The following is a 15,091-nucleotide window of genomic DNA, read 5'->3' on the forward strand; positions in this document are numbered from 1 at the left end:
CGTGTACGTCAGCGACGGACCGTGTCTCTTCCTTGCCGCCGCACGCGCGGGCCTAAAAAGGGGCGCGTGCTAACATTGCCTGTTATCCGATTCTGTTTTTCGAACCCGTCATTCGATGTGCTAGCCATGAATTCCGAGACGTTATCCGCGCCCATGCCCCGCACGCTTGTCATCGCTTCGCGGGAGAGCCGCCTCGCGATGTGGCAGGCCGAGCATGTGCAAGCTGCGCTGCACAAATTATATCCATCCTGCGACGTGAGCATCGTCGGAATGACGACCCGCGGCGATCAAATTCTCGACCGCACGCTGTCGAAGGTCGGCGGCAAGGGTTTGTTCGTGAAGGAGCTGGAGCAGGCGCTGGCCGAAGGGCGCGCCGATCTGGCCGTGCATTCGCTCAAGGACGTGCCGATGGAGCTGCCCGAGGGCTTCGCGCTCGCGTGCATCATGGAGCGCGAAGATCCGCGCGACGCCTTTGTGTCTAACGAATACGACTCGCTCGCGGAGCTGCCGCCGGGCGCCGTGGTCGGCACCTCCAGCCTGCGCCGCGAGTCGATGATCCGCGCGCGTTATCCGCATCTCGACGTGAAGCCGCTGCGCGGCAATCTCGACACGCGCCTCGGCAAACTCGACCGCGGCGACTACGCGGCCATCATTCTCGCGGCGGCGGGGCTCAAGCGTCTGGGTCTCGGCGCACGCATCCGCGCGCTGCTCGAACCGGCGGACAGCCTGCCGGCGGCGGGACAGGGCGCGCTCGGCATCGAGATCCGCGCCGACCGCGCCGACATCGCCGCTTGGCTCGCGCCGCTGCACGACGACGCCACCGCGAAGGCCGTCGAGGCCGAACGCATGGTGTCGCGCGCGCTCGGCGGCAGTTGCTCGGTGCCGCTCGCGGCCTACGCGCAGTGGCAGGACGGCCGGCTCGCGCTGCGCGGCACCATCGCCACGCCCGACGCGAGCCGCGTGCTGGCCGCCGAAGATGCGGCCACGCCCGCCACGGTCGCGGACGCCGTCGCGCTCGGCCGCAAGGTCGCCGACGAACTGATCGCCCAGGGCGCGCTCGAGATCGTGCGCGCGCTGTCCGAAGCGGGTCCCGAAGAACAACGCGTGCCGAACGCGCCTCCGGCAACTTCCGGCAACGCCAACCGCGCGGGCGACGATCCCGCCGAGCCGCGATGACCGGCGGCCCGTGGCAGCCGCGCCAGGGCGGCCCGGGTTCGGCCCAGCCCGACGAATGGCGCGGGCCGGCCGATTCGTCCGCGCCGCATCATGACGCGAGCGGCGCGGCAGCGGGCACGGATTTCACCGTCGTCCTCACCCGTCCGGCCGGTCAGTCGGACGCGCTGTCCGCGCAACTGGCCGCGAGCGGCCTGCGCACGCTCGAATTTCCGCTGATCGCCATCGCGCCCGTGCGCGACGACGCGCCGTTGCGCGACGCGCTCGGCGCGCTCGACCGCTATGCGCTCGTGGTGTTCGTTTCGCCGAATGCGGTCGACCGCGCGTTCGAGTGCTACCGGTCGATTTCGTCGATCTGGCCGCACGCGCTGCCCGTCGGCGTGGTCGGTCCGGCGAGCGTCGCCGCGCTCGCGCGCCACGGCGTTGCCGCCCCCGCGCATCGCGTGATCAGCCCGGCCGGTTCCGCCGACGAGGAGCCGGCGCGCTTCGACTCGGAATCGCTGTACGCCGCACTCGAAAAAGAGCTCGGCGAGAACGCCTTCGCGGGCAAGCGCGTGCTGATCGTGCGCGGCGACGGCGGGCGCGAATGGCTCGCCGACCGCCTGCGCGAAGCGGGCGCGGAAGTCGAGGCCGTCGCGGCCTACCGCCGCATCGTGCCCGAGCCGCCGATGGGCGCGTGGGCGGCGGTTCACACGCTGCTCGAAGGCGCGCCGCACGCGTGGCTCGTGACCAGCTCGGAAGGCGTGCGCAATCTCGACGAACTCGCGCGCGAGCACCTCACGGCAGGCGAGATCGTCGAGCTGCGCCATGCGCAACTGGTCGCGCCGCATCCGCGTATTGCCGAGACGGCGCGCGGATTGGGTTTTGATAGGATGACGGTGTCCGGCGCGGGCGACGAGCGCATCGTCGAGACGCTGCTGGGGCTTGCCGCATCCGCGCCAGCCAGCACGGTTTCTTCCGATCTCTCTTCAGCCGCGCTTTCGGCGGCTCAACCGGTTCAGAACACCCCGGCCTCGCCGCCGGCACAACCCCGCATGACTGATTCGAACGATTCCAGCCACGTTCCCAATCAAGGCGCCGCTTCGGCAGGCGCTTCGCAAACCGCTTCCCCGACGGCATCGAAACCGGCCGCCCAGGCCGCGAGCGCGCGACCTGCGTCGTCCGCTGCGTCGTCATCCGCATCGACGTCCTATTCGTCCGCGCCGCTGACGCCGGCCGGCAACGGCGGCGCGCGCCGCGGCGGCGGCACCGCGATCCTCTGGCTCGTGGTCGTGCTGCTCGCGGCAGGTGCGGCGGGCGGCGGCTATGCGCTCAATCGCAAGCTCGACCGCGTCGACGCCTCGCTTGCGCAGCGCCAGCAGAGCGCCGACCAGCAGACCGCCGCCTTGCGCGCGCGCGCCGACGAAGCCGCGTCGAGCGCGCAGCAGATCGACAAGCAGATGGCGCAGCTCGAAGGCAAGATCGCCGACGCGCAGAACTCGCAGCAGGCGCTCTCGCAGCAATATGCCGACCTCGCGAAGAACCGCGACGACTGGACGCTCGCCGAAGTCGGCCAGATGCTGTCGAGTGCGAGCGAGCAGCTCCAGCTCACCGGCAACACGCAGCTCGCGCTGTTCGCGCTGCAAAGCGCCGACACGCGCCTCGCCGCGTCGGCCAGCCCGCAGGCGCTCGCCGTGCGCAAGGCCATCGCCGAGGACATCGACAAGCTCAAGGCCGCGCCGTCCACCGACCTCGCCGGTCTCGCCATCAAGCTCGACACCGCGCTCGCCGAAATCGACGCGCTGCCGCTCGCGGGCGAAGCGCTCGTCGCGCACACGAAGCCCGAAGCCGCCGCGCCTGCCGACGTCGCCGTGACGGCCGCCGCCACGGGCGAGCCGCGCTGGAAGGCGTGGCTCGACACCTTCGTGCACGGCGTCGGCCAGCAGATCGCGAGCCTCGTGCAGGTGCGCCGCATCGACAACGCCGACGCCATGCTCGTCTCGCCCGATCAGGGCTACTTCATGCGCGAGAACCTGAAGCTGCGCCTGCTGTCGGCGCGTCTGTCGCTGCTCTCGCGCAATCCGGCCACGCTCAAGTCCGACCTCGCCGCCGCCGACGCAACGCTCGCGCGCTACTTCGACGGCGCGTCGAAAGAAACGCAGAACGTGCGCGACCTGCTCAAGCAGGTGGACGCGGGCTCGGCCGCTGTCGCGCTGCCCACGCTCGACACGAGCCTGAAGGCGCTGCAGCAATACCAGAGCCGGGGGTAAGCATGGCGATCCGTGGACTTCTCTGGCTCGCGCTCCTGTTCATCGTGGCGGTCGCGCTCGCGACCGTCGGCCGGTTCGACGCGGGGCAGGTGCTGCTCGTCTATCCGCCGTATCGCGTGGATGTGTCGCTCAATCTGTTCGTGGTCGGCATCGTGGTGGCCTTCCTGCTGCTCTACGCGATCCTGCGTTTCGTGCGCAACGTCGTGACGATGCCGCGCCGCGTGGCCGCGTACCGCGCACGCGCGCGCAAGGAAAAGGCGCATTCGGCGCTGCGCGACGCGATCGGCAATCTCTATGCGGGTCGTTTCTCGCGTGCCGAGAAGGCCGCGCGCGACTCGCTCGCCGACGACAACAACAAGGGCGCCGCGGGCCTGATCGCCGCGAACGCCGCGCATCGTCTGCACGAGTACGCGCGTCGCGACGACTGGCTCACGCAGGTCGACGACCCCGAGTTGCAGGAAGCGCGTCTGATGGCGACCGCCGACATGCGCGCCGACGGCCGCGACGCGGACGGCGCGCTGGCCGCGCTCACCGAAATGCGCTCGCAGGGCGGCCGCCGCATTCACGCGCAGCAGATCGCGCTGCGCGCGCAGCAGCAGCTCAAGAACTGGAGCGAAGTGCTCAAGCTCGTGAAGACGCTGGAAAAGCGCGAGGCGCTGCATCCGGCCGTGGCGGTGCGTCTGCGCCAGCTGGCGGCCGAGAACCTGCTGCGCGACCGTCGTCATAACGCCGACGCGCTGCTCGAACTCTGGCACGCGCTGTCGCCGATCGAGCGTCATTCGCCGCGTCTGGCCGATTGCGCGGCCGAACTGCTGATCGCGCTGGAGCGGCAGGCGGACGCGCGCAAGATCGTCGAGGAAGCGCTCGCGCAGAACTGGGACGCGCGCCTGCTGCGCCGCTATCCGGACACGGCCGGCGATGACGCGCTGCCGCTGATCCAGAAGGCCGAGGCGTGGCGCAAGGAGCGTCCCGAAGACGGCGATCTGCTGTTCGCGCTGGGTCGCCTGTGCCTGAAGCAGCAGTTGTGGGGCAAGGCGCAGTCGTTCCTCGAGGCGGCGCTGAAGTCGGCCAACGCGAGCAACAACGAGCCGCTCAAGATCCGCTCGCACCGCGCGCTCGCGCGTCTGCACGAGGAACTGGGCGACGCCGGCAAGGCGGCCACGCACTATCGCGAAAGCGCGATGTCGATGAACGTGGTGTGATCGTCCGTCGGATCGTGCGCTTTCGCTGCGCATGCTGCAACGAAAAACGGCCGCTGCTAGCGGCCGTTTTCTTTTGTCGAAGCATGTTTATCGATCGACCAGCGTCTTCGGCGCCGACAGCGCGAGCAGCCCGCCGAGGATCATGAACGCCGCGAGCATGTACATGCCGGAGTCGTTGGCGGCGGTCGCCTGCTTGAGCCAGCCCACGGCGTACGGGCTCAGGAAGCCCGCGAGATTGCCGATCGAGTTGATGAGCGCGATGCCCGCCGCGGCGCCCGTGCCCGCGAGCCACGCTGTGGGCAGGCTCCAGAACAGCGGCAGCGTGGTGAGGATGCCGAAGGTCGCGAGCGTGAGCGCGGCCATCGCGAGCGCGGTGTCGTGCGCCCATGTCACCGAGAGCACGAGGCCGAGCGCGCCCACGGCCGCCGGAATCGCGATGTGCCAGCGACGTTCGCGGCGACGGTCGGCGCTCTTCGCCACCAGCACCATGCCGACCACCGCCGCCGCGAACGGAATCGCCGAGAGCAGGCCGATCGCCAGCGCGTCCTTCACGCCCGTCGCCTTGATGATGGTCGGCAGCCAGAAACTCACGCCGTACAGACCCATCACGAACGAGAAGTAGGTGAGGCTCATGAGCAGCACGCGCGGACTCGTGAGCACGGTGACGAGCGGCGGATCTTCCTTGGTCGCGTCTTCGGCGGCGATGTTGCGTTCGAGCAGCGCGCGTTCGTCGGGCGTGAGCCACTTCGCGTTGCCGATGCGGTCGTCGAGCACAAAAAACACCAGCACGCCGACGATCACCGACGGCAGCCCTTCGAGCAGAAACAGCCACTGCCAGCCTTGCCAGCCGTTCGCGCCGTCGAAGGCCTTGAGGATCCAGCCCGACACCGGACCGCCGATCACGCCCGAGAGCGCGATGGCCGTCATGAACCACGTCGTCATGCGGCCGCGCCGGTGCGCCGGATACCAGTAGGTCAGATAGAGGATGATGCCGGGGAAGAAGCCCGCTTCGCACAGGCCGAGCAGGAAGCGCATCACGTAGAACATCGTCGGCGTGGTGACGAACATCGTGAGAATGGACACGAGCCCCCACGTGACCATGATGCGCGCGATCCAGATGCGCGCGCCCACGCGATGCAGGATCACATTGCTTGGCACTTCGAACAGGAAGTAGCCGATGAAGAAAATGCCCGCGCCGAAGCCGTAGACCGCATCGGAGAGATTGAGCGCCGCGCTCATCTGCAACTTGGCGAAGCCGACGTTCACGCGGTCGAGATACGCGACCACGTAGCAGAGCATCAGGAGCGGCGTGAGCCGCCAGGCGACCTTGCGGTAAGTGGCTTCTTCGAACGCCGAAGGCGGCGCGCCCGCGCTCGCATGCGGCAGGGGATTCGCTGGACTGGCCATGGTGTCTCCAATGTCGTGTGTCGGCTGTTATTCGTGTTGTTTGCGTCGAGTACGCCGGATTAAAGCACGACCATTCTAGCCGCGCCGCCGGAGCGTGGCGGCGCGGGAAAACACTCATGCGTCAAGCACTTACGAGCGAGGCGAAAGCGGCGCGGCGTGGCTCAGACGCAGCGCCCGCCGTCCACTTCGAGACACGCGCCGGTGATGAACGCGGCTTCGTCGGAGGCCAGATAGAGGCAGGCGTTGGCCACGTCCTGCGGCGTGGAGAAGCGCCCGAGCGGGATCGTCGCGACGAAGCGCGCGCGGTTCTCGGGCGTGTCGGGCACGCCCATGAATTCGGCGGTGAGGCCCGTATCGCCGATCACGGGATTCACACAGTTCACGCGGATGCGGTCGGGGCCGAGTTCGGCGGCGAGCGCCTTGCTCGCGACGATCATCGCGCCCTTGCTGCCGTTGTACCAGACGAGCCCGGGGCGCGGCCGGATGCCCGCCGTCGAGGCGATGTTGACGAACGCGCCGCCGCCGCGCTCGCGAAAATGCGGCACGAACGCGCGCACGCTCCAGTAGAGTCCTTTCACGTTGACGGCGAAAACGCGGTCGAATTCCGCTTCGCTGACTTCCATCACGGGCTTGTTGCGATGCGTGGTGCCCGCGTTATTGACGACGATCTCCACGCTGCCGAAGCGGCCGATGGCGGCGTCGCGCAGCGCGTGCCAGTCGGCTTCGCGCGTGATGTCGCCTTGCACGGCGATCGCCTGGCCGCCCGCGTGCGCGATCTCGCTCGCGACGCGCTGTGCGGCCTCGGCGTTCAGATCGTTGACGACGACATTCGCGCCTTCGCGCGCATAGGTTTTGGCGATGCCTTCGCCGAATCCCGAACCGGCGCCCGTCACGACGGCCGTCTTGCCTGTGAGTCGCATGCTGTCTCCGAATTTTTTATCAGCGATGAAAAAACGGTGTGGCGTCAGCCGTGCTTGAGCGCGATGGTTTTCAGCACGGTGAAGCCGTAGAGCGCTTCGAAGCCTTTTTCGCGGCCGTGGCCCGACTGGCGCGAGCCGCCGAACGGCAGTTCGACGCCGCCGCCCGCGCCGTAGTTGTTGACGAACACCTGGCCCGCGCGCACGCGCCGCGCGATGCGCATCTGGCGCGCGCCGTCGCGCGTCCACACGCCCGCGACGAGGCCGTAGGGCGTGCCGTTGGCGAGCGCGAGCGCCTGGGCTTCGTCGTCGAAAGGCATGGCGGCGAGCACGGGGCCGAACACTTCTTCCTGCGCGAGACGGCTTTGCGGCGGCACGTCGCGCAGCAGCGTCGGGGCTTCGTAGAAACCGCCGGAGGGCGCGGCGGCGTCGAGCGTGCCGCGCGCGGCCACGGCGATGCCGTCGCGCTGCGCTTCGTCGAGAAAGTCGCGCACGCGCCGCCGCTGTTTCTCGTTGATGAGCGGGCCGCAGTCGAGATCGGCGCTCGCGGGCCCGACTCGCAGCGTCTCGAACGCGGCCGCGAGCCGGTCGAGTAATGGCGCATAGGCGCTGCGCTCGATCAGCACGCGGCTGCCCGCCGAGCAGGTCTGCCCGGCGTTCTGCACGATCGCGGCGACGAGCACGGGCAGCGCGGCGTCGAAGTCGGCGTCGGCGAACACGATCTGGGGCGACTTGCCGCCCAGTTCGAGCGTGACCGGTACGTGATGTTCGGCGGCGGCCTGCGCGACGAGCTTGCCGGTTTGCGGCGAGCCCGTGAACGAGATGTGGTCGATGCCCGGATGCGCCGAGAGCGCCGCGCCCGCCTCGTGGCCGAGCCCGGTGACGAGATTGAGCGCGCCGGGCGGAAAGCCCGCTTCGTGCGCGAGCGCCGCCACGCGCAGCAGCGACACGCAGGCGTCCTCGGCGGGCTTCACCACGCAGGCGTTGCCGGTTGCGAGCGCGGCGCCGACGCTGCGTCCGAAGATCTGCATCGGATAATTCCACGGCACGATGTGGCCCGTCACGCCGTGCGGCTCGCGGATCGTGAGGACCGTGTAGCCGTGCTGATAGGGCAGCGTTTCGCCGTGCAGCTTGTCGGCGGCGCCCGCGTAGAACTCGAAGTAGCGCGCGAGCGCGGCGGCGTCGGCGCGGGCCTGCTTGAGCGGTTTGCCGGTGTCCTGCGCTTCGAGTTGCGCGAGCGCTTCCTGATGCTGCGCGACGAGACCCGAGAGCTTGAACAGCAGGCGTCCGCGTTCGGCGGCGCTGAGCGCGCCCCAGATGCCTTCATACGCGGCGCGCGCGGCCTGCACTGCGGCGTCGATGTCGGCGGCATTGCCGCGCGCGAGTTGCGCGAAGGGTTGACCGGTGGAGGGATCAAGGGCGGCGAGGGTTTCGCCGCTGGCGGGCGCGCGCCACGCGCCGCCGATGAAATGCTTCGCTTCTTCCATGCATGCGCCTCGTAAATAGGAGATGAAACGAGGGAAGGGAACGCAAGACGAAAACACGAACGGCCAGTATCAGGCCATCAACAGGCAGGCGCCGCGCGTTGCGTGCGCGAGCGCCGGCCTGCCGGGCCATTATCGCGCCAATCGCGGCGCACGCGTGGGTTTTCAGGAGACGCTTCATCCGGGCTTCATCCGGACGCCGCAGCCGATTGGCTATAATGCTGCGAACCTGTGACGTCCGGTTTCGCACCGGCACGCCTCGCGCGAGAGCCGCGTGCTCGCCGCGCGCCTCGCGTGAACCGTCGCTTTTTTCCCCTTCTCTCAGAGAGCGCTCATGAGCTTCGCAAATGTCCCCGCCGGCAAGGATCTGCCGCACGACTTCAACGTGATCATCGAGATTCCGGCGCAGAGCGATCCGGTCAAGTACGAAGCCGACAAGGATCTGGGCGTGCTCGTCGTCGACCGTTTCGTCGGCACCGGCATGCGTTATCCGGTCAACTACGGTTTCATTCCGCAGACGCTCTCGGGCGACGGCGACCCCGTCGACGTGCTCGTGATCACGCCGTTCCCGCTGCTGGCCGGCTCGGTCGTGCGTTCGCGCGCGCTCGGCATGCTGCAGATGACGGACGAGTCGGGCGTCGACGCGAAGCTGATCGCCGTGCCGCACGACAAGGTTTGCCCGATGACGGCGAACATCAAGACGCTCGACGACGTGCCCGAGTACCTGAAAGACCAGATCAAGCACTTCTTCGAGAACTACAAGGCGCTCGAAAAGGGCAAGTGGGTCAAGGTCGAAGGCTGGGTCGGCATCGAAGCCGCTCACAAGGAAATCACTGAAGGCCTCGCGAACGCGAAGAAGTAAGCGTCGCGATTCCTGGCTGTAAAAAAACCGCACGTGCCGCAAGGCCGTGCGGTTTTTTCATGGGCGCGGGTTTGGCTTCAAGCGGGCGCTTCGGCTTCCGGTTCGTCGCTCGCGGGCACTTCGACCGGCACCGGCGGCAGCACCGATTCCAGTGTGCGCGCGCCTGCCGCGAGCGCGCGTTTCTCACGCGGCGTGAGGCGCTTGACCCAGTATTCGGCGCGCGAGGCGCTCGCGCGATCGGCGAGTTCGAATTGCGCGAGCACCTGCACGGGCTTGCGCGAGCGCGTGTAGCGCGCGCCCGTGCCGTCGGCGTGCTGCGCGAAACGCGCGGCCACGTCGATGGCGATGCCCGTGTAGACGCTGCCGTCGGCGCATTCGAGCAGGTAGAGAAACCACGGCATATTTCTGGAAGCGATGATCGTGAGGCTTGGGTGAGTGTGCGTCGGCGTTTGCGTTCGGGCTGGCGTTATCCGCGAAACGGATTGTGCTCGTTCAACTCGTGCATATAGGCGTGAATCTGGTTCGTCTCGCTGTCGAGAAAGCGCGCGACGGCGTCTGCGAACGCGGGATGCGCGAGCCAGTGCGCCGAGCGCGTGACGGTCGGCATGAAGCCGCGCGCCATTTTATGCTCGCCTTGCGCGCCGCCTTCGAACACGTCGAGTTTTTCCTCGATGCAGAATTCGAGCGGCTGATAGTACGCGGTCTCGAAGTGCAGGCAGGGCACGTGTTCGAGCGCGCCCCAATAGCGGCCGTAGAGCGTGCCGCCGCGGCCGTCCGCGCCGCGCTGATACACCACGAGCGAGCTGGCGATCGGCTTGCCTTCGTATTCGGCGATCACGAGCAGCAGGTTCTCGGGCATCGACGCGCCGATCATGCGGAAAAAATCGAGGTTCAGATACGGCGACGAAAAATGCTCGCGGTAGGTCTGCCGATAGCAGCGGCTGAAAAAGCGCCAGTCCTCGTCGCGGATGTCCTCGCCGCGCACGCGCCGCAGCGTCACGCCGGCCTCGCGCACCTTGCGGCGCTCGGCGCGGATGTTTTTGCGCTTCTTCTGTTCGAGCGTCGAGAGGAAGTCGTCGAAGTCGCGGTAGCCCTGGTTGAGCCAGTGAAACTGCACGCCTTCGCGCTGCATCATGCCGAGGTCGGTGAGCGCGCGCGCATCGTCTTCGGGCGGAAACAGCACGTGCAGCGACGAGACTTCGGCCTGCTCCGCGAACGCCAGCAGCGTGGCGGCCAGATGGCGGCGCGCGGGTTCGTCGGCGGCCAGCAGGCGGGTGCCTTGCACCGGCGTGAACGGCACGGCGCACAGCAGCTTCGGGTAGTACTCCAGGCCGTTGCGCTTGTAGGCGTCGGCCCAGGCCCAGTCGAACACGTATTCCCCGTACGAATGGCCCTTGAGATAGACCGGCGCGGCGGCGGCAAGCTTGCCCGTTTGCGGGTCGGTGAGCGTGACGAACTGCGGCGCCCAGCCCGCGTCGGGCGCGGCGCAGCGTGTGGCGTCGAGCGCCGTGAGGAATTCGTGGCGCAAAAAAGGCGTCGGCTGCGCCTGGCGCGCGAGCAGCGCGTTCCATTCGGCGGCGTCGATCTCGGCCGGTGAGCCGAGAATGCCCGTGCGATAATCGAAATGTTCCTTTTTCAACTTGCGTGCCCGTTCTGGCGTGGCGAGGTGGGAGGCGGGCGGCGAGGGTTTCGGCCCGTCGCGGCGCGGGTGCGCCGGTTTCGCCGCGCCGCGGCAAGCGGTCATGGTAAAGCAAACCCTCCGAACGGGTGAGCGCTGGCGCGCCGCCGCTATCGTGCCGCTGCCGTCGTTGCGCCGTCGTTGCGCCGTCGTCATGCAATGCGCACGTTCGCGCGGCCAGCACGAACCGCACCAGGACCTCGCCATTCGCTTGCCAGGCGCCGCGCGCGCCGACTGCCTCAAGAGCCCAAGGTTATCGACATGAAAGAGCGCTTCTTCAATCTCTACTCGCATGGTTTCGCGCGCGTGGCCGTGGGCTTGCCGCGCTGCCACGTGGCCGATCCGGTCTTCAACACCGAACAGACGCTCGCGCTCGCCCGCGAGGCGGCGGCGAAGGGCGCGGTGCTCGTCGCGTTTCCGGAACTCGGTTTGTCGGCGTATAGCTGCGACGATCTCTTCCATCAACAGGCGCTGCTCGATGCCTGCGAGCACGCGCTCGCGCAGATCGCCGAAGCTTCGAAGACGCTGCCGCTCGCGATGATCGTCGGTTTGCCGCTGCGCGTCGGGCATTCGCTGTTCAACTGCGCCGCCGTGGTGGCGGGCGGGCGCGTCGCGGGCATCGTGCCGAAGAGCTATCTGCCGAACTACGGCGAGTTCTACGAGCCGCGCCAGTTCAGCGCCGCCGACAGCGCGAGCGTCGACAGCGTGCGCATCGCGGGCGCGGACGTGCCGTTCGGCGCCGCGCTGCTGTTCGACGTGCCGGAGGTCGCGGGCCTGCGCTTCCAGGTGGAAATCTGCGAGGACGTCTGGGTGCCGATTCCGCCGTCGTCGTTCGCGGCGCTTGCGGGCGCGTCGGTGCTCGTGAATCTGTCGGCGTCCAACGTGGTGGTGGGCAAGGCGGGGTATCGCCATCAACTGGTTTCGCAGCAGTCGGCGCGCTGCCTCGCGGCGTATCTCTACACCTCGGCGGGCAAGGGCGAATCGACCACGGACCTCGCGTGGGACGGTCAGGCGCTCGTCTGCGAAAACGGCGAATTGCTCGCGCAGTCCGAGCGTTTCTTCGACGACTCGCAGATCATTTACGCCGATGTCGATCTGGAGCGCCTCCAGCAGGAGCGCATTCGCCAGACCACATTCGGCGATTCGATCCGCCGTCACGCCGACGAAATCGCGAAGTTCCGCGTGATCGAATGCGCCGTGGGCAATGCACAAGACAACGCACAAGGCACGGCGCCGTGGCAGCAGGAAACGCTCGCGCTGGAGCGCCGCGTCGAGCGCTTCCCGTATGTGCCGGCCGATCCGAAGCGCCGCGACGAACGCTGCAACGAGGTCTACAACATTCAGGTGCAGGCGCTCGTGCAGCGTCTCTCGCAGGCCAACATCAAGAAGGTGGTGATCGGCGTGTCGGGCGGGCTCGATTCCACGCACGCGCTGCTCGTCTGCGCGAAGGCGATGGACCGCCTCAAGCTGCCGCGCGCGAACATCCTCGCGTACACGATGCCGGGCTTCGCGACCAGCGAACGCACGCTGCGCCAGGCGCGCGAGCTGATGAATCTCGTGGGCTGCACGGCGCGCGAAATCGACATCCGCAAGAGCTGCATGCAGATGCTCGAAGACCTCGGCCATCCGTATTCGGAAGGCAAGGAAAGCTACGACATCACGTTTGAAAACGTGCAGGCGGGCGAGCGCACGAATCATCTGTTCCGTCTCGCGAACTTCAATCATGCGATCGTGATCGGCACGGGCGATCTGTCCGAGCTCGCGCTCGGCTGGTGCACCTACGGCGTCGGCGATCACATGTCGCATTACAACGTGAACGCCAGCGTGCCGAAGACGCTCATCACGCACCTCGTGCGCTGGGTCGCGGAAACCGGCCAGATCGGCCAGAACGGCGAGAGCGGACGCGACGTGCTCGAAGCGATTCTCGGCACCGACATCAGCCCCGAACTGATTCCCGGCAAGTCGGACGGCGCGCCCGAGCAGAAGACCGAAAGCACGATCGGACCGTACGAGCTGCAGGACTTCAATCTCTACTACACGCTGCGCTTCGGCTTCACGCCCGCGAAGGTCGCGTTCCTCGCGCGTCACGCGTGGCGCGACCGCGAGACGGGCGCGTGGCCGGAGAACGCCGAGGTCGCGCGCAATCAGTACGATCTGGCGGCCATCAAGCGCAATCTGCGGATTTTCCTCGACCGCTTCTTCCGCCAGAGCCAGTTCAAGCGCAGTTGCGTGCCGAACGCGCCGAAGGTGGGCACGGGCGGCTCGCTGTCGCCGCGCGGCGACTGGCGCGCGCCGAGCGATTCGGAATCGGTCGTCTGGCTCGCCGATCTGGAGCGCGTGCCCGCGCAGGAGCCGGCGGCGTAAAATTACGCCAGTCACATTGCCCATTTACCGCAAGTCACCGGATACGAAACCTACGTAACCGATACCGAACGAGGATCGCCATGAAACGCATTACCGCCGTCATCAAACCGTTCAAGCTCGACGAAGTGCGCGAGGCGCTCGCCGAAGTGGGCCTCACGGGCCTGACCGTCACCGAAGTGAAGGGCTTCGGCCGCCAGAAGGGCCACACGGAGCTGTATCGCGGCGCCGAATACGTGGTCGACTTCCTGCCGAAGGTGAAGATCGAAGTCGTGGTCGCCGACGAGCAGACCGACCAGGTGATCGACGCGATCATCGGCGCGGCGCGCACCGGCAAGATCGGCGACGGCAAGATCTTCGTCACCGACGTCGAGCGCGTGATCCGCATCCGCACGGGCGAAGAGAACGAAGCGGCGGTCTGATCGATCGTCCGCACGGGCGTCACGTCACAGCGTGACGCCGGCAAAGAAAAAGGGCGGCCCGAAGGTCGCCCAGGAATAAAAAACGGTGCGGTACCCTTTCGGACACCGCACCGATACGCGCCTCTCGCAGCAGCGTGAAAACGTCGATGTAGCTGTTCTGTCTACACTCGTCCGGAATTAGAACGAGTGCTGGATGCCTGCGTACACGCCGGTCTGGCTGTGGCCGGCCAGCGGGTTGCCCGTGGCAGCCGAGTCGCCGTAGTTGTTGGCGTTCAGACCGAAGTTGGCTGACTTGCTGTTCTGCACCGTGGCGACCTGCAGGTCGAGCAGCGTGCGCTTGGACAGGTTGTACGAGCCGCCGATCGTGTACAGCGTGGCGTTGCCGCCGCCGTTGTTCGCGTTGACGTGGTAGACCGCGGCGATCAGCGCGGCAGCCGGCGTGGCTTGCCACGTCACACCGCCCCACTCGTGATCGAGCGTGCTCGGCTGGCCGATTGCCAGACCCGTCATGCCCGACGAGCGAACGGCTTCGTAGCCGCCCTGAACCTTGAACGGACCGAGGAACACGTTGACCATCGCCATGTAGTCGCGCGAGTACGCGAAGACGCCTTGCGAGGCGTTGTCTGCGTTGGTCTGGTCGTACGTGCCACCCAGCGTACCGTTGGCCGGATTGCGGATTTCGTCGTAGATACCGCGAACCTGGAACAGCGAGTTCGTGTAGGTCAGCTGGATGCCGTTCTGGCGGCCTTGCGACGTCGTGCCGTTACCGTTCCAGTTCGTGGCGTTCGAGAACGAGTACTGGCCGTACACGTCGAAGCCGTAGAACTTCGGCGACTGGTACGAAATGTTGTTGCTCGATTGCGGCCAGTTACGACCACGGACCATCGATGCCGACGACCAGTTCGACTGACCGAACGGGTCGAAGTCCCAAATGCCGTTGACGATCATCAGTTCGCGGCCCAACAGCAGCGTACCGTAGTTGTCGTTCGACATACCGACCGTTGCCCAGCGATTGAAGAGGCCGCCGTTGCCCGGACCTGCGCCCGTTGCCGTGCTGAAGCTGCCTTCCAACTGGAAGAGTGCCTTGTTGCCGCCGCCGAGGTCTTCAACGCCCTTCATGCCCCAGAGGCTGGTGCCCCAGTAGCCGCTTTCGAGCTGAACCTGGCTCGTGCCATGGGTAGCCTGGCCGTTTGCGCCCGAACCGGCGCCGACGCCGTTCATGTACGCCACACCTGCGTCGAGGCGGCCGTAGAGCGTCACGCTGCTTTGCGCATGCGCCACGACGCCAGCCGACATCAATGCTGCGGCGAGCAATGCTTTCTTCATCTTCTCCTCC

At 67.3% G+C, this 15,091-nt stretch carries 13 protein-coding genes; 7 read left to right on the plus strand and 6 right to left on the minus strand.

Annotation, left to right across the window (positions count from 1 at the left end; all coding sequences use genetic code 11):
- Nucleotides 1–126 precede the first annotated feature (126 nt).
- From hemC to SB764_RS15295, 3 genes are read left to right on the plus strand one after another with little or no spacing between them, the layout of a single operon-like run.
- On the plus strand, nt 127–1,176 hold the full coding sequence (gene hemC, locus SB764_RS15285; RefSeq protein ID WP_410863974.1) for a hydroxymethylbilane synthase: 1,050 nt from the start codon (nt 127–129) through the stop codon (nt 1,174–1,176).
- Nucleotides 1,173–3,422: a fused uroporphyrinogen-III synthase HemD/membrane protein HemX gene (gene hemDX / locus SB764_RS15290; RefSeq protein ID WP_410863976.1), complete on the plus strand. Its 2,250-nt coding sequence runs from the start codon at nt 1,173–1,175 to the stop codon at nt 3,420–3,422. Before hemC ends, hemDX begins: the two co-directional genes overlap by 4 nt.
- Nucleotides 3,423–3,424: 2 nt before the next feature.
- Entirely contained in the window at nt 3,425–4,624 is a 1,200-nt protein-coding gene (locus SB764_RS15295; RefSeq protein WP_110327578.1) for a heme biosynthesis protein HemY, read from the plus strand.
- Nucleotides 4,625–4,711: 87 nt separating this feature from the next.
- Here the strand turns inward: SB764_RS15295 and SB764_RS15300 are convergent, their stop codons facing one another.
- From SB764_RS15300 to SB764_RS15310, 3 genes are all read right to left on the minus strand, one after another.
- Complete coding sequence (locus SB764_RS15300) at nt 4,712–6,031, minus strand: MFS transporter (RefSeq protein WP_065063766.1); 1,320 nt, start codon at nt 6,029–6,031, stop codon at nt 4,712–4,714.
- A 161-nt stretch (nt 6,032–6,192) separates the two neighbouring features.
- Entirely contained in the window at nt 6,193–6,951 is a 759-nt protein-coding gene (locus SB764_RS15305; RefSeq protein WP_074984714.1) for an SDR family oxidoreductase, read from the minus strand.
- Nucleotides 6,952–6,995: 44 nt separating this feature from the next.
- Complete coding sequence (locus SB764_RS15310) at nt 6,996–8,435, minus strand: aldehyde dehydrogenase family protein (RefSeq protein ID WP_410863978.1); 1,440 nt, start codon at nt 8,433–8,435, stop codon at nt 6,996–6,998.
- Nucleotides 8,436–8,457: 22 nt separating this feature from the next.
- Here SB764_RS15310 and SB764_RS15315 point away from each other — a divergent pair, with 22 nt between their 5' ends.
- Both SB764_RS15315 and ppa read left to right on the plus strand, forming a co-directional pair.
- On the plus strand, nt 8,458–8,667 hold the full coding sequence (locus SB764_RS15315; RefSeq protein ID WP_110327580.1) for a hypothetical protein: 210 nt from the start codon (nt 8,458–8,460) through the stop codon (nt 8,665–8,667).
- 99 nt (nt 8,668–8,766) lie between these two features.
- Nucleotides 8,767–9,294 (plus strand): inorganic diphosphatase, encoded by a 528-nt coding sequence (gene ppa, locus SB764_RS15320; protein ID WP_065063761.1) that lies wholly within the window; start codon nt 8,767–8,769, stop codon nt 9,292–9,294.
- A gap of 77 nt (nt 9,295–9,371) precedes the next feature.
- Here ppa and SB764_RS15325 read toward each other — a convergent pair whose 3' ends face one another.
- Together SB764_RS15325 and SB764_RS15330 are read right to left on the minus strand one after the other, a co-directional pair.
- A complete protein-coding gene (locus SB764_RS15325; protein WP_065063759.1) occupies nt 9,372–9,695 on the minus strand; it encodes a GIY-YIG nuclease family protein in 324 nt (107 codons plus the stop codon).
- Nucleotides 9,696–9,760: 65 nt separating this feature from the next.
- Nucleotides 9,761–10,933 (minus strand): GNAT family N-acetyltransferase, encoded by a 1,173-nt coding sequence (locus SB764_RS15330; protein WP_074984722.1) that lies wholly within the window; start codon nt 10,931–10,933, stop codon nt 9,761–9,763.
- A gap of 300 nt (nt 10,934–11,233) precedes the next feature.
- Between SB764_RS15330 and SB764_RS15335 the strand changes: the two genes are divergently transcribed.
- A complete protein-coding gene (locus SB764_RS15335; RefSeq protein WP_074984724.1) occupies nt 11,234–13,336 on the plus strand; it encodes an NAD(+) synthase in 2,103 nt (700 codons plus the stop codon).
- An 80-nt stretch (nt 13,337–13,416) separates the two neighbouring features.
- On the plus strand, nt 13,417–13,755 hold the full coding sequence (gene glnK / locus SB764_RS15340; protein WP_065063755.1) for a P-II family nitrogen regulator: 339 nt from the start codon (nt 13,417–13,419) through the stop codon (nt 13,753–13,755).
- A 177-nt stretch (nt 13,756–13,932) separates the two neighbouring features.
- Here the strand turns inward: glnK and SB764_RS15345 are convergent, their stop codons facing one another.
- The gene (locus SB764_RS15345) at nt 13,933–15,081 is read right to left on the minus strand and encodes a porin (protein WP_065063793.1); all 1,149 of its coding nucleotides are present in this window, start codon (nt 15,079–15,081) and stop codon (nt 13,933–13,935) included.
- Nucleotides 15,082–15,091 lie beyond the last annotated feature (10 nt).

Origin of the sequence: Paraburkholderia sp. SIMBA_027 (assembly GCF_046535315.1) — a bacterium.
Classification (GTDB): domain Bacteria; phylum Pseudomonadota; class Gammaproteobacteria; order Burkholderiales; family Burkholderiaceae; genus Paraburkholderia; species Paraburkholderia tropica.